General features: G+C 57.5%; 12 protein-coding genes. 8 read left to right on the plus strand and 4 right to left on the minus strand.

All coding sequences use genetic code 11. From position 1 onward, the window contains the following. Positions 1 to 413 precede the first annotated feature (413 nt). Positions 414 to 1427 carry a glycosyltransferase family 8 protein gene (locus CN933_RS21095; protein WP_102762254.1) on the minus strand — a complete coding sequence of 338 codons (1014 nt, stop codon included), beginning with the start codon at positions 1425 to 1427 and terminating at the stop codon, positions 414 to 416. Positions 1428 to 1741: 314 nt separating this feature from the next. Here CN933_RS21095 and CN933_RS21100 point away from each other — a divergent pair, with 314 nt between their 5' ends. The 3 genes from CN933_RS21100 to CN933_RS21110 all read left to right on the plus strand — a co-directional run bounded on the left by CN933_RS21100 (position 1742) and on the right by CN933_RS21110 (position 6584). Beyond that, on the plus strand, positions 1742 to 3160 hold the full coding sequence (locus CN933_RS21100) for a DUF4214 domain-containing protein (protein WP_102762255.1): 1419 nt from the start codon (positions 1742 to 1744) through the stop codon (positions 3158 to 3160). A 442-nt stretch (positions 3161 to 3602) separates the two neighbouring features. After that, positions 3603 to 5501: a polysaccharide biosynthesis tyrosine autokinase gene (locus tag CN933_RS21105; RefSeq protein ID WP_102762256.1), complete on the plus strand. Its 1899-nt coding sequence runs from the start codon at positions 3603 to 3605 to the stop codon at positions 5499 to 5501. Positions 5502 to 5732: 231 nt separating this feature from the next. Continuing rightward, a complete protein-coding gene (locus CN933_RS21110; protein WP_280951606.1) occupies positions 5733 to 6584 on the plus strand; it encodes a sugar transferase in 852 nt (283 codons plus the stop codon). Positions 6585 to 7305: 721 nt separating this feature from the next. Here CN933_RS21110 and CN933_RS21120 read toward each other — a convergent pair. Both CN933_RS21120 and CN933_RS21125 read right to left on the minus strand, forming a co-directional pair. Next, a complete protein-coding gene (locus CN933_RS21120) occupies positions 7306 to 8745 on the minus strand; it encodes a polysaccharide biosynthesis/export family protein (RefSeq protein WP_180980767.1) in 1440 nt (479 codons plus the stop codon). Between the two features lie 8 nt (positions 8746 to 8753). Further along, on the minus strand, positions 8754 to 9632 hold the full coding sequence (locus CN933_RS21125; protein ID WP_102762259.1) for a glycosyltransferase family 2 protein: 879 nt from the start codon (positions 9630 to 9632) through the stop codon (positions 8754 to 8756). Between the two features lie 293 nt (positions 9633 to 9925). Between CN933_RS21125 and CN933_RS21130 the strand changes: the two genes are divergently transcribed. Next, positions 9926 to 11158: a glycosyltransferase family 4 protein gene (locus CN933_RS21130; protein ID WP_102762260.1), complete on the plus strand. Its 1233-nt coding sequence runs from the start codon at positions 9926 to 9928 to the stop codon at positions 11156 to 11158. Here CN933_RS21130 and CN933_RS21135 read toward each other — a convergent pair. Continuing rightward, on the minus strand, positions 11148 to 12281 hold the full coding sequence (locus CN933_RS21135) for a glycosyltransferase family 4 protein (protein WP_102762261.1): 1134 nt from the start codon (positions 12279 to 12281) through the stop codon (positions 11148 to 11150). The genes CN933_RS21130 and CN933_RS21135 overlap by 11 nt on opposite strands. Before the next feature lie 745 nt (positions 12282 to 13026). Here CN933_RS21135 and CN933_RS21145 point away from each other — a divergent pair. From CN933_RS21145 to CN933_RS21160, 4 genes are all read left to right on the plus strand, one after another. Continuing rightward, the gene (locus tag CN933_RS21145; protein WP_245425121.1) at positions 13027 to 13944 is read left to right on the plus strand and encodes a glycosyltransferase family 4 protein; all 918 of its coding nucleotides are present in this window, start codon (positions 13027 to 13029) and stop codon (positions 13942 to 13944) included. 432 nt (positions 13945 to 14376) lie between these two features. Beyond that, positions 14377 to 15108 carry a Crp/Fnr family transcriptional regulator gene (locus CN933_RS21150; RefSeq protein ID WP_102762263.1) on the plus strand — a complete coding sequence of 244 codons (732 nt, stop codon included), beginning with the start codon at positions 14377 to 14379 and terminating at the stop codon, positions 15106 to 15108. Positions 15109 to 15409: 301 nt separating this feature from the next. Further along, positions 15410 to 16234 (plus strand): response regulator transcription factor, encoded by an 825-nt coding sequence (locus tag CN933_RS21155; protein WP_102762264.1) that lies wholly within the window; start codon positions 15410 to 15412, stop codon positions 16232 to 16234. A 36-nt stretch (positions 16235 to 16270) separates the two neighbouring features. Then, positions 16271 to 17818, plus strand: a complete 1548-nt coding sequence (locus CN933_RS21160; protein ID WP_102762441.1) for a phosphomannomutase/phosphoglucomutase — start codon at positions 16271 to 16273, stop codon at positions 17816 to 17818. Positions 17819 to 17830 lie beyond the last annotated feature (12 nt).

Raw genomic sequence — 17830 nt, forward strand, 5'->3', positions numbered from 1 at the left:
TTCCTCCGCGGACCCCAGCAGAATGCAACTGTGCACGGGAATGGAAGAAACCCGATAGATTGGCCTTGTACCGGTCGACGCACAGCAGGGACAACCTCCCGGTGCGGCGACATTAGGCTTCATGGGCGCCACGTTCAGTTCGAGCGAATTCATAACTTCACCGGGTCGAGTTTGGCTGCACGGTTAGGTGCCTGGGGCGGCATCGGTGGCACGGTCCCAGTTGTCTAAAGTGTGGATATCCTCCTGCGCTCCAGCAAGCTCGCCATTGGGAGTAAGGGACCGCTGTTTCCCAGCGTCTAAATGGGTAGGCCGCCAAGGGCGGAAGTTTCCCGTGTGCTTGGCAATCTGGAAAGGTCACCGGGAGCGCTTGTACATCGATACTGGCACCCCGGACCGCCACGGCCTGGTTTCCGTTAGCGGTCGTCGGCAAGAAGATGCAGGATTTTTCTTCTACGTGTGATCTTTCGCCATGGATAAACCCAAGCCATTCTGCTTCTGCTACGCCGCCGATGCGCTATGCCTGCCCTAGTCTGGGCCTCCGGGGGTACCGGTGTAACTATTGTGCTTCCGTGCAAGCGCATTTCGGCTGCGCAATAATAGCGATTGAACGATTCATCCCACGGCCAACCGGGCATGTTCCAAGGTTTGGGGCCTCCGGTAAAGTGCCATATTGTGGGACCGATACCTCGTCTCCGGGGATCGAGCACCATCATGTGTTCACTTTGGTAGTTGTAGCGGAGGGACAGCATCGTGACGCGGCCACGCGCCGCGTGATTAAGCGCACTCTGATCCGAGGCGGGGCAATGTTCCGGGTGCTCGATCATGAATTTCATGGCGGCAGGAACAATGTCGTTCCACGCCTCGCGTGAGGCGTAAATCACGCCGGAGTTGAAATAAGTTTCGGCCCGGCAGCCTATGCCTTCCAGATGGGCCAAATCGCGCTTCTTACCACGACTGACCTCGTCCATGAAAATGTTCAGAAAATCTGGTGCGGCCATCAATCCTTCCGCTGGCGGCGTACTGGCCAAGAGGCTATCAAGCTCGCCATCGACCATTGTGTCTCCGTCTATATAAAGAAACCGGTCGACCCCGGCATCAAGGAAACTGTCGATCCAAAATCTCGCGAGAGCTATAGGCGGCAGATAGTGATCGCGGTGGTATGGGGCAAGCTCGGCCAACTGCGGCAGCCTTACTGCAATGACTTTAATCTTGGTGCCAGCCACCGCTTCGTCAAATTGGCGGGCCCATGTATCTTCAGTACCGACCACGAATATGCGAATTGCGACGTCTGCGCCCTTGGTGTGTTGATCAGCAGACAAAGCGGCAGAAAATGTCGGAAGTGCATAATTCTGATCAGTGACCAGGACAATTGCGGCGCTCCCGGAGGAACTCTGTCCGTTGAGTGGAAGAATCGCGCCCTTGTCCATGTCCCGATGCCTCCGCTGGAGCAATATCTGCCGGGAGTATCGACGAGGGCCCGGGGAACGAGGCTCGCTTGCGTCTTGTACCGAAGGCAGCATTTTCGTCTTCGCGTGCGGTTTCACGCGCCAGGCATAGGGCGATCCGGTCGGCGCTCCCAGCACCAAATTCCACAAATTCAAGCGAGAGGTCATGCTGGCAAATAGTAGGGGAACGGTCGTCTAAAGGTGTAGCGAACGTCGCCGCCTCGTCAATTTCGACGAATTGTCGCGCGGGCCGGGCGACGGCATGGTTCGGGGATCGAAATGAAAAGGATTTGGTCATGTTTACTCGGCTGGCGCTCGGAGCACTATGTCTCCTGACCACGGCCGCCTCCGGCTCCGCAGACATACTTTGGGGGGTCAACGGCCATCCGATCACGGCATATCCTGGCATTGGAATCGAACAACAACTCAACTTCCTCGAGGATCTCGGCATGAAATCTTACCGCGTCAACATTTCCGACGCGGTCAGAGTAGAGGACCTCGCGGTACTTGCGAAAGAAGGAAAGGCCCGCGGCATAAGTATCCTTCCCGTGATCACACCCGGCAACATTGACCTCGACAAGGACAGTGTGGGCGATCTTTACGAGAAAGCCCATAGGCTCGCCGTAACGCTTGGCTCCCAGTTCAAGGCCGACATCCGGGTCTGGGAACTGGGAAACGAGATGGAAAACTATGCCATCATCAAGGCTTGCGAAAAGCGGGACGACGGTAGTCAATATCCGTGTGAATGGGGTCCTGCCGGCGGAGTCGGTCCACTGGACTATTATGGACCCCGATGGGCGAAGGTGAGCGCTGTCTTGAGAGGATTGTCTGATGGAATGACCGCCGTTGACCCGCAAATCCGCAAGGCAATTGGCACGGCGGGTTGGGGGCACGTCGGTGCCTTTGAAAGGATGAAGCAGGACGGTATCGACTGGGATATCTCCGTCTGGCATATGTATGGCGAAGACCCTGAATGGGCGTTCAAGGAACTCGCACGTTATGGCCATCCCATCTGGGTCACGGAGTTCAACAATCCCCTCGGTAGTCAACGCAGCGACGAGCAGCAGGCAGACGGACTTAGGCAGGCGATGATGCGTTTGCGCGAGTTACACTTGAAATACAAAGTAGAGGCGGCGCACGTCTACGAACTCTTGGACGAGACATATTGGGCACCCAATTTCGAGGCGTATATGGGTCTCGTCAAGCTCGTCGCAAAGAGTGATGGCGGCTGGGCAATAGGGGAGCCCAAACCAGCCTACGCCGCGGCAAGGGAAGTCATTCTCGGGAAGCGCCCTGTGGTGCGCCCCAAAAGGGACTGTGAAATATCAGAAGTCAGTACATCCGAGCCCCTCTCTGTACGGCAGGGGCGCTTTGCCTACTGTCTCGTGCTAGGGCACAGAAAAGATGCCGGAGGCATAGCCCGCTGGGTGCAGGCATTGGAGAACGGCGAGACTAATGTCACGGAAATGGTGCTCACCCTGATGCAATCCGAGGAATTCAATCGGCGTTATGCCACCTTTGGCTTGACTGACCGCCCGTTCATCAGTTTTCTCTATCTCCTGCTCTTGGACCGGTCAGCCGATCCATATGGCCTCGACACATACGCGGGACATCTGAGTGGCGGAACTATGACCAGGGAACACGTTGCCTTGGGAATGATACTATCGAGTGAGTTTCAGAGGAAATATGCCACGCACCTTGGTGCGGGTCAGTGACGTCTGCGATGTCTGCTGATGCGGCATTTATGTCCATGAGGGAAGAAGGTTAGCTCTCCGCTCGGCGCGAGCTTGGCCTACATTTACTAATTGCCTTTAATGACCCGCCGCGCTGATAGAGCGAAGCTCCACCCAGATCGCGGTGGCACTCGCTGTTCATCGTGAATGCAATTGTCGATCGCTGATTTATGAAGGGCGTAGACCAGCCTACTCCATTTGGTGGCATTTATGCATCCCGCCCTTGAGGCTAACCTGCAATTTCCGGGACAATTTGGATCGCAGCAGGTCTGTAAATCGACATGCACATCTATTCCGTAGCACAAGAGGGTTGGCCCGACCGGTCGAGAAATTCACTAGGGGTTCCCTGGCCGAGTGTCGCTAGCATGTGTGTTACGCTTGCTCGGCACTTCCACATGATCTACGCGAACTGTGGGCGGACGCCATGCTAGAGCGCCAATGGTCGGCAGCGGCGGGCCAGCAGAATTCGTATGGACCAGCTAGGGACTCCGAGTTTATCGGCTTTGCCGATATCACCTCATTTGTCCGGCAGCGTATATTTCTGATCATGGCGTTCCCGTTGCTCGGGCTGCTTGGCGCCGTCTTCTCCCTAGCTACGACGGATTCTATGTTCACGGCTCGCACCCAGATTCTCATAGAACCGAAGATCCCCGAACTGCTGCAACGGCAATCCGGCGAGATTAACTTGTCCCTGGACACGTCCCAGGTTGAAACCCAGCTCGCGGTTCTCAGGTCCGAGAAGATTGCGTTAATGGTGATCGAAGAGTTGGACCTTGTCGACAACCCGCGTTTCAAGTCCGTGAGCAGCCCGAGCATAGTGGAGCGCATCGAACGAGTAAGGGAAATCGCCGTCGACATGCTCGCTCTCAACGGCGATCCGCAACATCAGGCGATGCCGAAGCCTGCTTCGCCCATCGCAGATCGGTCGGAAACAAGGGCCGTCACGGCACAACTATCGGAGTTTGAGCGCAGGCGCATCGTGGTCGAAACATTCAGAGAGAGCCTGGGCGTCCAGCGCGTTGGTGTCTCCTATGCTATCGATATAACCTTCCAATCCCACGATCCGGCACTAGCAGCAAAGGTCGCCAATGCCACAGCGGCAGCGTTCGTTCGCGAACAATTGGAGACCCGAGCTGCAGCCGCACGCGAAGGCGTGGCATGGCTTGAAAAGCGCATCGAGGAAGTCCGTACCCAGATGAATCTGGCCACGCAGGTGACCCAAGAGTTTCGGGCAAAGCACGACTACAGCGTTGGCCGTCAACTTGGAGCTACAATCGTGGACGGGGAGGTCGTGGCGTCCGGACAAGGGGAGGGAGTGACGCGAAACGGCCCCACTCTCGAGGAACTCGAGGTTACCGCGGACACATATCGAAAGATGTATGAAAGCCTGTTGGCCGCCTTCACCAGTTCTGTGAACCAACAACCTTACCTGATAGCCGACGCACGCGTCATCACGCCGGCCACGCGACCACTCGCAGCCAGTCATCCGCGCAAGAGGCTAGTGCTTGCATTGGGGGTTCTCTCGGGGCTGATGGCCGGCCTCGGGCTGGCATTCGCACGGCATACGCTGGACCGGACTATTCGGACGTCGAGGCAGGTCAGGGACGAATTGGGCTTTGACTGCGTCGGGGAACTGCCACCAGTGGGCTTTCTGCGAGGCTTTGGTCAGCTGGATGACGTACTAAGGCGGCCGGAGTCTCTGTTCAGCCGGAATCTCAGGCATACAAAGGGTGCCATTAGCCTGGCTGATGTCGCGCATCCCTTGCGATGCATCGGCGTCACCTCGGCCACTCCGGATGACGGCAAGAGCACGGTTGCGAGCAACCTTGCCGCGCTGTATGCCGTCTCCGGCATGCGAACTCTCGTAATCGACGCCGATGGTTTCCACTCCACGTTGACAAAGCGCCTTCCGCATGCCCAGGTACCGACCGGCGAGAACCGCGACGGTGCGGAAATAGAAGGACAGATCACATCCGTTCCAGGGTTGCAATTTGATCTCTTACCAAGCGCGGCATCCGATGCGCTCCGGCTGATTACACCGAAGAATCTGGAAGCATTATTGGTCAATGAACTCGATAGCTATGAGATCATCATTGTCGACCTCCCGCCGTTCACCTCTGGGGTGCACGGTTTGGTGGCTGCTTCCGTGCTTGACGGTGTGCTCATTGTCGCGGAATGGGGAAAAACCCCCCTGGACCTTGTCGGCGAGCTTTCACGCATTTTGCGGGTTACAAAGACCGCGGTGATCGGCGTGGTCATGACGAAGGTCCGTAGCTTGTCGACGCGACAATATCGCAAGCGCACCACTCAGGCGGGGCATTGATTGCAGGTGCCTTGCAGAACGGCTGCACTTGTTCCTGGGCGGCAGACGGTGCTGCTCCGCGTATTGGCGTGATGCGGTCGCCGAGCCGCATTCGAAGCGCGTAGCCGATAGCAACTTAGTAGTAGGCAGCGGCGGCAGTTGCAAAAAACGTTACGCCCTTTGCCGTTCTTGCCTCGCGGCGGCGGCGGCTGAAAAATATCTGGGTGAGATGTCCTGGGGGCCGCTGAGATCATGACAGTCAACACTCCTGGTATTCGCCCAGACCGTCGCGGAATCGTCGCCAGGTTGCTCGGTAGCAACAGCTCGTTGATGGGCGTGCGCCGTTCCGCGCATTCGGAAGCCTCAATAGAACGACCGAGCCACAAATGGCCGCCCCTTCCGATTGAAGGCAGTTCCACCAGGGAGATTGACGCGAATGCTGAGGATCAGCCCTTGGAGCTTGCAAGACCACATGGTCCACATCTCCAGCCCCTTGGCGGTAGCTCCAAGAGAGGCCTGGACCTCGCAGTCGCTTCGACGGCTCTTGTTTTGGCCCTGCCATTAATGGTTGTCGTCGCACTCCTCATCAAGGTCATCACGGGGGGGCCAGTCCTGTTCGTCCATCGCCGTATCGGTTTCAACGGCGCGCCATTCGATTGCTATAAGTTTCGAACGATGGCGGAGAACGCGGACCAGGTACTCAAGGAGTATCTTGCCTGCAATCCGCGGGCAGCCGAGGAGTGGCGGCAAACCCAAAAGCTCAAAAATGATCCGCGCACCACGCCGCTCGGCCAAATGTTGAGGAAGTCCAGCCTTGATGAACTTCCCCAACTGATCAATATCCTGCGAGGGGAGATGAGCTGCGTCGGACCACGGCCCATCGTGGCCAGCGAGATGTCGCGATATGGTGCCGTAGCGTACGAGTATCTAAAAACCCGCCCCGGTTTGACCGGCATTTGGCAGATAAGTGGCAGGAATGACATTGAATACGCGAGCCGAGTTGCCCTCGACGCGCAATACGTACGAAATTGGTCCATTTGGACTGATCTCATCATCCTGGCTAAGACAGCCTACGCGGTCATGAGGTTCGATGAGGCATCGTAGAGGGCCGCAACAGACGTGGCACGTCCGCTGGCTGCAATCAACCGCCTATCGCCGATGTCGATCAAAGGGTGACCTGTGCAACAACGTCGCAAAGAGAAGACCAATGAGATAGGTACCTTGTAAGGTGAGGACGAGGTACAGCGTCGTCAAAAACGTGCGTCCGTCAGAAAACCCCAAGCACTGCATCGCGGTAGCGCTCACTATAATCGTTATCAAGGACGCGACGATGAGCGCAGGCACCCTGAGGCGAAGGCCGATCAGCACGCCGACCGCTCCGACTGCAAGGAAGCTCCAAAGCATACCAACCTCCCCGCAGGCGTCCGAAGGGAAACCAATTAAGCCCAGAAAACCAGAGTCGCTTGGACTTGTGAACGTGAGTCTCTAGATTTTCATGGCTTTTCATTGCCAGGATGTGCAGCCATATTAACCGGCCTGGCGAAAACCCCGTCAGCCCGTAGCGATCCGGCATCATGAGCTTGGATCTGGACCTTGATCTGCTGGCGGCTTATGGCTGCTCGCATCGCATTCATTTCATGATTGTCGGGACGCACCTTGCTGTCCGTCACCGATGTGAGAGGGGGCCGTGAAACAGTGACGACGCCGGGAAGCTCGACCGCTTGCCCTTCCACAGGTCACATAATGGGCTTACAGCCTGCGACCATTCAGTCGGCCGCCTGCCGACTACGGCCGGAATTCGCTTGCTATCACGGTATTGAAGAGCCTAGCGAACATTCGGCACTCTGGATGTCGTCGGCGCGATCGAGAGCGCAGTGGTGCCCGGGGCGCCGGGGTCGGTGGCCTCGAAGCCTTCGAAGTCCTCTAGGTCGGGCATGGGAATTTCTACCTTCAAGGTGTCACCCGGGTTGACCACGTTCGACTCGCCTGCCCGCAGTTCCTTGCTGTGGCCATTTGTCGTGCGTACGATGGTGTAGATCGGTTTGGCCTTAGCGGCCCAAGCCTGGCGCGCCAGAAGCCGAGGCGCTGAAATTTCCGACTCATGTAGCAGTTCAATCGCCGTCTCTGCCCTGCGACCCAGTGCATCGAGTTCTGCCTGTGTCTGGCGCAGAGTTGCAGTGACTTCGTTCACGTACCGATTGCGCAATTCCAGAATAGAGATCTCCGTCTTGCTAATCTCCTGTCGGGTGCGGAGAAGGCTTGTCTCACCCGCCAGTCGTTCACTTTGATACTGCGCCAGCGCGCGTTCCAGTGACATCTCTCGTGGAGCGGCCGCGAGGCCCTTGGAAACAAGCGATGATACATCCCCCAGCTCTTTCTGGATGAGTGCGATCTGCCGGTCGTGGAAAACAAGTTGCTTGTCCAATGATATGAGCTCCTTTTCAAGAAAGGCCCGAAGACTTTCAAGTGCACGGATTTGGGTCTCTAGCCCTTCGCGGCGGGCCTGGAAGATTGACCGTTCCTGCTCCATGAGAAGCGCGACTGCGTGATCGTCTTGACGAGAAATCAGCGAGCCTGGAAAATTAATATTATCTGCGTGCTTAAGCTCCGCCTCCAGTCGTGCCTTACGGGCCAGAAGATTGATGTTCTCAAGCCCGAGAAGGCTGACGTCCCCTCTTCCTTGAATCATTTCGCGCTCGAATCTGGCGATGCTTTCTTCCCTCGTTCTCACGCCTCCGGCGATGCTTACCGCTTGGAGAACCGTAAGCTCCGGCCTGTATGGAAATTCCCCCGGTTGCATCACATGGCCGACGATATAAAAGGGTCTGTACTGAATGACTTCAACTGCCGCATCCGGACGTCTCCCGAGACCCATATTGCGCTTCAAGTTATCGCCAATGGCGTAGGCGAGGCTATTCGGCGTGAGACCGGCGGCAGGGATTGCCCCGACAAAGGGCAGTGACAATGTCCCGCCCGCGCTGACCGTGAAGGTATCATTCAAAGCCTTCCATTCAAAAATAACGTCACGCGAGGCGCGCCATTCATAGATCTTGACGCGCACCTTGTCCTGAGGTCCGAGGAGATATTCATCGTTGGCGATGGCGGCAATTGGTCCGTGTACGGAGAAAACGGAAAGCACGGCGGACAAGGCGAAACGGCCGATGCAACGCCTGGTACCCTTCGACAAAACGCGGGCTGGAACAAGACCCCGCACTTCCAGTGAAAAGGGTAATTTGGATCGCGGGTGCTTGTGTGAGGGCATCATCTGGCCTCCTAGGCGGCTATCTTCTGGATGTATTCGGGCTCGATGCGGCCCTTCAGCAGATGCGCGAGGGCTATAAGGTTGCCGCGAAGGCGTCCCCGCCGGTCGATGTATGGCTCCGGCCAAAGGCTGCGCACAAGATTGGCGGCTAGGTTGCGTCCCATCAGCGGCAGTGCGAAACTTGCCGGCACGCTTCCTTTTCTTATCAGGTAAATTGGATTGATGATCTGGGAGTAGCCAAAGCGCTCGCCGCTGACGCGGCCGATCTTGAGCCCCAGATGAACACCGTGCAGTGTACTCAGACCGATCACTCGACCGAACCGTCTCAACTGACTTGTGAAGTCGATGTCTTCCTGCCAACCGTAAAGGACCAGCCGCTCATCGAAGCGCAACTTGCCGATAAACTTCATTCGAATCGACATGTTGCAGCCATAGGCCCCGACATGATCAACGATTTTCGGCTTGACAGGCATTTTCGATCGTTCAGCCGCAAGGACTTGAAGCCCCTCCGCCCAGCTCAGACCTGCAGTTCGGGCGCCGTCCTTGACGACGTGCCCCATCACCACCGCCCAGTCCTCATGCTCATGAAACGCCCGATCAACAAGGCGCAGGTAATTGTCCTCTGGGATGAAGTCGTCATCGAAGAAGGTGATCACATCAAAGCGCTCTAAGACCTTATCGAGCGCTTGGTTGCGTTGCGCGCACAGTCCTCTCCTTCCCAAGACGATAGAGATCGGAAATTTGGGCGTCTCATAGACCGGAACGTGCGTCTCGTCAGGAGCCGACACGACGACCTCGTCCGGCAGCCTTTCCTGCCTTTTGAGGTGCTCTAGAAGGTGAGCAAGCTGCTCTTTGCGGCCGAAAGTGGCAATGATCACGGCCAGTTTCATCAATAGCTCGCTATCCTGCAGTTGACATAATCACGGGGCCTTCGCCTAGCGAAATTCATCCTAGGCGAGCCGGGTTGGCCAGACAGCCTGTGAATAAGGCTACCGAGGTGCCGGGGGCTGGCCCATCAGACGTAGCCACCATACGCATTTCGATTATGTCCGCCGCGCAGGTGAGAACCGTCTAAGTCCGATTGCCACCTTGCCCGCGTCAACAGCCGAACACAGACTGTTTGGCGTGCGTCCCAGAACCGCGTTCATGTGGAGAGGCACATCGGTGAGGGGGGTGTTCCCACATGCATCATATGCGCCGGGACGAACTGGCCACGATCACGCGCCTTAGGCCGCATAGACGCAATTCTGGTCGGCAGCCGCTCGCCCTGGTGGACCGCAGCGCAAGAATTGCGGTCGTACACGATTGGTGCCCTAATTTTCGCGGTGGTGAGCGTGTGCTTGCCCGCATATGCAAGCTGTTCCCAAATGCAGAGGTTTTCACCCTGTTCGACTTTCTGCCGAAGGACATAAAGGAGCAGTATTTTCACGATGTCGCGTTTCATTCCTCGGCCGCCAACCGATTGCCAATGGTGCAAAAATATTATCGATCCCTGTTTTTTCTTTGCCCTTTTCTCATCGAGCAGTTCGATGTCACCGGCTATGATGCCGTCATCTCTTCCTCCGCCGCTTTCGCGCGCGGTGTTCTAACGCGGCCTGACCAACCGCATTTATGCTACGTACACAGCCCCATCCGCTACGCGTGGGATGAACAGTTTTCCTACCTTGCGCAGGGCCGTCTTGGATTTGGCCCGAAGGGCCTGCTCTTCCGCTACATGCTGCATAATCTGAGGACCTGGGACACCCGAACCGCCCACGGGCCCGACCTCATGCTGGCCAATTCGAGCTATGTGCGGTCCCGTATCCAGCGAATCTACGGTCGGGAAGCTCAAGTCGTCTTTCCGCCGGTTGCCCTCGACGAACTTGAATTCATCGCCTGCAAAGACGACTATTACGTTACGGCGTCTTTTCTCGCGCCCTACAAACGCACGGACCTTGTCATACGGGCATTCAACGACATGCCATCGAGGCGACTGGTGGTGGTAGGAGAGGGTCAACAGTCGCAGAGCCTGCGGGGCATGGCCAGCTCCAACGTAAGCTTCACTGGCTATTTGCCACGACAGGAATATGTGAGGACCGTCGCCAGGGCCAAGGCGATGGTGTTTGCTGGGTGCGAGGATTTCGGAATAGCTCTGGCGGAAGCACAAGCATGCGGTACGCCACTGATCGCTTTTGGCCGCGGCGGCGCGCGCGATATCGTGCAGGCGTTCGGCGAAGCAGAGTATCCAACTGGTATTCTCTTTGGCAGCCAATCTGTGGAGTCGATCAAGGAGGCCATCCACGTCTTCGAGCAGAACCAGCCGGCGATCAAATCGCAGGCATGCCGATCGAATGCGGACAGATTCTCCGAAAACCGCTTCGACCTGGCGATCCTGAAAGCGCTTGCACTGGCGCAGGCCGCCCACGTCAGGCGATAGACGTGGCAACCGGCCCGCCGGAGGACTTAGACATTCCGTCCAAAACGGCCATTACGTCGAGATATCGGCCAGCCGACGCCTTCCACTGAAAATTTGACGCTCGTACCCTGCCGAGGCCGATCATTTCATCGCGCATGGCGGGCATGTTGCGCACCCGCATGAAACAGTCAAACCAAGCTTCGGCGTCGTCGGGAGAAGCGTAAAGAGCCGCTTCACCGCAGATTTCCGGCAAACTGGCACGATTGGAAACAATGACCGGGCAACCGGTGGCCATGGCCTCGAGCGGAGGCAGACCGAAGCCCTCTATGAAAGAGGGGAACGCAAGGCACAGGCAGTCCTGGAGCAGCGCCGCCAATTCCTCATCCGACAGTCTTCCCAGCCAAATGACATTGCTGGCCGGTTCTTTCCGGCCGTCGCTCTTGAAAACGCGCGCGTCGGACATGCCTACCACCGCTATTCGAAGCCCCACAGCGGCAAGCCTTTCGGCCATGCCGATGATCAGGCCGGTGTTCTTGTGAGGAATTGCGCTTCCCATGACGACAATCGTGTCCCGCCCCGCGACGGCCCGAGTCCTTTGGGAATGCCCCGGCTTCCACGAGGCTGCGTGCTCGTGCCCGTTTGGGATCACCATGATCTTGCCAGGTCCGCATATTCGATGACGGACGAGCTCGCCGGCAGAGTAGCGCGAGACCGTCGCGACCGCCGCGACTCTCCTCCCCAAAGCAGGTAGTAAGGTGCGGTAGAGCAGCCGGAACGGGAGCGAATAACTCTGTGGGTAGGTTCGCGTGTTGACATCATGGATGCACAGGATCTGCTTTTGGACGCTCAAGGGGCCGGTATTGCAGAAGCTGAGAAGTCCACCTCGAACGTGAGCTGCAAGCGCTGCCTGCTCCCACAAGTGGCCGTGCATAGGGGCAATGGCAATGGCGCGCGTTGAGATCCTTTTGAGGGAAGGGGTCTTTGCCTCGCGAGGAACGAGCAATTCGATCTTGAGCTTGCTGGCGAGGAGGGGCTGCTCGACGAGAAGTTCGTCCAAGGCACGCACGATTTCAAAAGCGTATCGCTGAACACCCGTAAGAGGCTGCGCCAGAAAGCGTCCGTTAATTGTCCACGAGCGTTCCATAGTCCGCCACTGCGCGCGTTACACCGCGTTCAAGCCTAGCGCAAACCTTCGGACTTTTCTTCCTAGCCCCCGTCAGCCCTTGGAGTGAGGACCGACGCCCGCTCGTTTGCCCTCGGCGCGGCCAGGCGAACCCCGTTCCGGCGAAAGGCTCACCACGTCACCACCCTTTGGATAGCGCTCTTACTCATTGGCGTTAAACTCGGTGTAGGTCGCAGGACGATGGCCATCGGGCATGCCACCTTTACCTCCAATTGGGTCGTTTCGAACGCGCGCATGTGGAGGTATTTTCCATAAGGTCAGGTTTAAGGACAGAAGCCGACGGCATAACGCCTCCAGGTGGACGATAGGGCCCGAGCGAGTGATGAGAAGTTGAACGACCCGCGCCCAATTGTTCATTGGATGCTCCATTGTGCATTCGGACAATGTCGTCCGTGGTGGAGTAGCAAGCATGACCGATGTCGGGGGCGCTCGCCCGGTCGACCAGCAGAGTACTCGTGCGAAATCGGCGCCACGGCTTGGATCGGACGGGGACGTAGGGGGACCGGCGCTCGCGGCGCCTATTCCGAATTGGCATCATGACTGGACCATCAACGGGGACTTTCTCGCTTTGCGACCGACTGGTGTGGCCCGCTATGCGCGAGAAGTAACTTTGGCGCTCGACGCGTTAATGACGGAACGTCATCCGATGACGCGTGGGCTCCAGTTTTCGATTGTCGCCCCTTGCGAACCGCCTGGAGACCTCCCCTTGACGTCGATTCCGGTGCGTGTGGTGCCGGAATACAGTCGACCTCGGCTGCCGCAGTTCTGGGTGCAGGCGCAATTGCCATTCTATGTAAGGGGGGGATTGCTGAGCTTCTGCAATCTCGCGCCAGTGGCTATACGGCGCCAGATCGCGTGCATTCACGATCTACACACCAGATTGATGCCGCAAAGCTACGGGCGAGGATTTCGCTTGGCGCACAGATTGATACTTCCAGCATTGGGCCGCCGAGCGTCGGCGATTACTACAGTATCGAGTTTCTCACGCGATCACATCGCCGGCTTTGGCGTGGCACCTTTCGAGAAGATCACTGTTACCTACAATGGAAGCGATCATGTAGCGCGCTGGGATGCGGCGCTATCGTCGATTGATCTGGGGCAGCGGCCTTTTGTCTTCTGCCTTGGCCAAAGCCAGAAGTACAAGAATGTAGAACTTCTATTGAAGCTTGCCCCAGCCTTGGATCGGCTGGGGCTGGATCTTTGTATGGCTGGCGATGTTGATGCCGCTTTGCTGAAACAATTGGTCCCGCAGCAGCCATCGAACCTCCGACTGCTGGGCCGCATCAGTGACGACGACCTGGCCAACGTGCTTTCGCATGCATTGTGCTTCCTTTTCCCCTCCCGCATCGAAGGGTTTGGTTTGCCAGCCGTCGAAGCGATGGCGCTTGGTTGTCCCCTTATTGCTTCGACTGCCCCCTGTCTTCCAGAGGTGTGTGGGGATGCCGCCCTTTATGCCGGTCCGGCAGATGCCGGATCATGGATTTCGGCCGTCTGCCGACTTTGCAACGAAGACAGTCTACGTCGCCACTTGGCAGAAAAGGGCAGAGCCCGGGCAGCGACCTTTTCATGGCGCCGGATTGCTGAGGCGTATCTGCACCTAATCGCGGACATCGACTCATGCTAATCACGTCCTGCGCGTGAACCCGCCGCAAGGTCTGCGTGACTCGCAGACTTCACCAGATCTGATGACGGCCATTCCCTTTTGTTGGATTCTTTCCCGGGTCTCGCCCGCATCATTGGACCTCGTCCGCATCTATCCAGTTGGCGGCCGGGCCCCACGATTGAGCGCAATCGCCTCAGACTCGGGCCCAAACACGGCGGCTTCACCTTGCGGTAGCGACGCAGAAATTTAACGAGCAAGCGGGACCGCACTGAGTACTTCGCAAAAGCGTGAGATTGCCTCGTCGCTCAGCCACAACTCAATATGCGAGACAAGACCTCACAAGGTCACAAGGGGGGAGCACGGTACCGATTTCGCATTAGCTCGCATTAGCAATCTTACGTTGTGGCGCACTCCGTATATTATGCAAGTTTAAAGAAAGGGGGTGCCCCGCAAATGACAGTTGCGTCTGAAGCGTTTGCCCTGGCACTGGAAACCTCGATACTCCGGGTTGCGCTCAACGACAGCGATAAATCCCACTTTGGGTCGCTCGGCTTCATTCCGAGGCGTTACCCCGCGCATGCGGTGATTACCCGACAGGGAGACGAGGAGGATCGCATCTTCGTCGTGCATTCCGGTTGGGGCTGCATCTGCACCAATTTGGCGAATGGCGAGCGGCAAATCCTCGATTTCCCGCTGAAAGGAGAGGTTGTAGCCTCTCGAGCCTTCGAGGGAGAAGGTTTGGAATCATTCACGGCACAGACCGAACTCATGCTATTCGAGGCGCCCGCCAAGGCGATCTCGTCAGGCCTCGCCCATTCCACGAGCCTTGCCGCTGGCCTGCTCGGGGCGATCGCCCGCGAAAAAGCGATTCTGTCTCAGCACTTGACCAATCTGGGCCGAAGAAGTGCCTTGGTACGTACCGCTCATTTTTTCCTTGAGTTGGGGACGCGCCTAGAGAAGGCGGATGCTGCAAAAAGCCATGGGTTTGAATGCCCCCTAACTCAATATGATCTCGCGGCCGCACTCGGGGTAACCCCGATCCATGTTAACCGGATGCTGCGCGAATTGAGACAGAGGAGCTATTTGGATTTCCGACAGGGTTCCGTTCATTTACTGAACAAAGAAGGCCTAGAGCACTTTGCAGATTTCGATCCAGGTTACCTCCGTTTGCCCGGTGAGACATGAAATGCGAATGCGAGATCAAATGTTTGCGATAACCCAAAATGGGTATAGTGCGAGCGGATTGTAAAATCGTATTAATCTGTAGAGTAGCCTGTAATTGCTCCATTTAGGTTAGATTTCCCATATATATACGAAATAATGGTGCATATTAACTTAGGTTAATGAACGATGACGTTTTAGGGCTTATTCTCGCTCACTATTGGGGATTGGCGCTTTACCGGCGCCCTTTCAAAAGTTGACATTTTTTTGTAGCGGGTGACGTGAACCGTTCAGCGCCACCTCATCATTTATTTGCGCCCGACTAATGTTGCGGTGGGGGTGTACCATGCATTCATTGACTCGAATTCACGAAAATGGCGCGCTTGAAGTCCACAGGCTGAGCTCACCTCTTCCTGGCAAGGCAATAAGTGAAACGCATAACAACACGGCAGCGGGCTCGGCTCTGCTCCTGCTGGACAACCGAACACTCGATAGGGAATGCCTGTCCCAATGTCTCGTGCTGCATGGTATCGGCATGCAAGTCTTAGCCTATGGTTCAGTTGATGAATGGCGCAAGGACAAAGAACCTCATCCGCCCATCGCGGCAATCCTGTTGAATATCGGTGGTCGAAAGGCTGTCGATACCACCAATTCGGCCGAAATCTCGGATCTGGTAAGGGAATTTGACCCGACCCCCGTCGTGCTCCTATCCGACTGGGATGAACTGCCTCAAATCCTCAAGGCACTTGAGTGCGGAGTCAGGGGCTATATACCATCCTCAATCGGGTTCGACGTCTGTGTGCAAGCCGTCAATCTCGCGCGAGCCGGCGGGATATTCGTCCCTGCCAGCAGTGTCCTGACCACACGAATGGACATGGTCGCTGGCGGGGAGGTGACACGGCCTCTGGGGGGGATGTTCACGCAGCGCCAGGAAGAAGTCATCCAAGCGCTCAGGCGCGGCAAGGCGAACAAGATCATTGCCTACGAGCTCAATCTGCGTGAGAGCACCGTAAAGGTCCACATCCGGAACATCATGAAAAAGCTGAAGGCTACGAACCGGACTGAGGTTGCTTACAAGCTCAGCGATATGTTCGTCGTCGAGGGCGGAGCACGGGACAAGCCGGGACTGCGGGAACCGCGATCCTGTTAATGGTTCCAACAATTGGCGGTGCGCGAGGCGGTGCAGATGAATTTTGCTCGTTTTGAATCGGCGTCGGCAAATGGGCGGGCCCAAGAATCCGGGCCCGACAAATTTACCTATGAGACGAGCCCGCTGATACGGGCGACGGGGTTTCGGGAATACGATGCGCGGTGGTGGTTCGGGCGCTCCGATGGCGGGACGGCGCCCGAACTTAACCTGATGGGCGCTCAGGCACTGGGCATGGGGCTTGGCACCTTCATCCAGCGCTCCGGCGCCGGTCCGGAGATCGTGACCGGGCACGACTTCCGTTCCTACTCGCTTAGCATCAAGCTGGCATTAGTTTGCGGGCTGATGGCCGCAGGCGCCCGGGTCAGGGACATCGGCCTGGCTTTGTCTCCGATGGCCTATTTCGCGCAGTTCGCACTCGACGTGCCGTCGGTCGCGATGGTGACGGCCTCGCACAACGAGAACGGCTGGACCGGCGTTAAGATGGGCATGGCCCGGCCGCTGACCTTCGGGCCGCAAGAGATGGCGGAGTTGAGAAGGATCGTACTGGAAGCTGACTTCGATCTGACCGGCGGCGGAGCCTATGAGTTTGTTCCCGACTTCCGTCGGCGCTATATCGACGATCTGACCCGCGGCAGGCGCATCGGCCGGAAGCTAAAGGTCGTTGCCGCCTGCGGCAACGGCACGGCCGGCGCTTTTGCGCCTGATGTGCTGCAACGGATCGGCTGCGAGGTGATCCCGCTCGACTGCGAGCTGGACCATTCCTTCCCCCGCTATAATCCCAATCCCGAGGACCTGAAGATGCTCCATGCCATCCGGGACAAGGTCTTGGAGAGCGGCGCCGATGTCGGCCTGGGCTTCGACGGCGATGGCGATCGCTGCGGGGTGGTCGACAACGAGGGCTGCGAGATCTTCGCCGACAAGATCGGTGTGATGTTGGCACGCGATATTTCCGCTTTGAATCCTGGTTCGGTTTTCGTGGTCGACGTCAAATCGACCGGGCTCTTCGCGAGCGATCCGGTGCTGAAGGCGAACGGTGCGCGCACCGACTACTGGAAGACCGGCCATTCCTACATTAAACGAAGGGTCGCTGAACTGGGTGCCATCGCGGGCTTCGAGAAGTCGGGCCACTTCTTCTTCAATCCGCCTCTCGGGCGCGGGTATGACGATGGGTTGATCACCGCGATGTCGATCTGTGAGATGCTCGACCGCAGTCCGAACAGAAGCATGGCCGACATCTACCGGGCGCTGCCGATGACCTGGAGTTCACCAACCATGTCGCCACCTTGCGCCGATGAGGTGAAGTATGCCGTGGTCGAACGGGTGGTGGAGCGGTTCCGGGCGATGCAGCGGGACGGAGTCCCTGTCGCAGGACAGATGATTGCCGATCTCGTCACCGTTAACGGCGTGCGCGTGGTGGCCGAGGACGGCACCTGGGGACTGGTGCGGGCATCCTCCAACAAGCCGGAGCTCGTCGTCGTGGTCGAAAGCCCGGTCTCGGAAGCACGCCAGCGCGTCATGTTCGAGGCGGTCGACTGCGTACTCAGGGAAAATCCGGAGGTCGGCGCCTACAACCAGACCTTCTAGCCGGAAGCGAGC

This window comes from Sinorhizobium sp. M4_45, assembly GCF_002885915.1.
GTDB lineage: Bacteria > Pseudomonadota > Alphaproteobacteria > Rhizobiales > Rhizobiaceae > Sinorhizobium > Sinorhizobium meliloti_A.

Coding starts and splice junctions, on each gene's coding strand:
- CN933_RS21125 (WP_102762259.1), bottom strand. CDS start 9,632: ATGAAACTGGCCGTGATCATTGCCACTTTCGGCCGCAAAGAGCAGCTT.
- CN933_RS21120 (WP_180980767.1), bottom strand. CDS start 8,745: ATGATGCCCTCACACAAGCACCCGCGATCCAAATTACCCTTTTCACTG.
- CN933_RS21100 (WP_102762255.1), top strand. CDS start 1,742: ATGTTTACTCGGCTGGCGCTCGGAGCACTATGTCTCCTGACCACGGCC.
- CN933_RS21095 (WP_102762254.1), bottom strand. CDS start 1,427: ATGGACAAGGGCGCGATTCTTCCACTCAACGGACAGAGTTCCTCCGGG.
- CN933_RS21130 (WP_102762260.1), top strand. CDS start 9,926: ATGCATCATATGCGCCGGGACGAACTGGCCACGATCACGCGCCTTAGG.
- CN933_RS21155 (WP_102762264.1), top strand. CDS start 15,410: ATGTTGCGGTGGGGGTGTACCATGCATTCATTGACTCGAATTCACGAA.
- CN933_RS21105 (WP_102762256.1), top strand. CDS start 3,603: ATGCTAGAGCGCCAATGGTCGGCAGCGGCGGGCCAGCAGAATTCGTAT.
- CN933_RS21160 (WP_102762441.1), top strand. CDS start 16,271: ATGAATTTTGCTCGTTTTGAATCGGCGTCGGCAAATGGGCGGGCCCAA.
- CN933_RS21150 (WP_102762263.1), top strand. CDS start 14,377: ATGACAGTTGCGTCTGAAGCGTTTGCCCTGGCACTGGAAACCTCGATA.
- CN933_RS21135 (WP_102762261.1), bottom strand. CDS start 12,281: ATGGAACGCTCGTGGACAATTAACGGACGCTTTCTGGCGCAGCCTCTT.
- CN933_RS21110 (WP_280951606.1), top strand. CDS start 5,733: ATGACAGTCAACACTCCTGGTATTCGCCCAGACCGTCGCGGAATCGTC.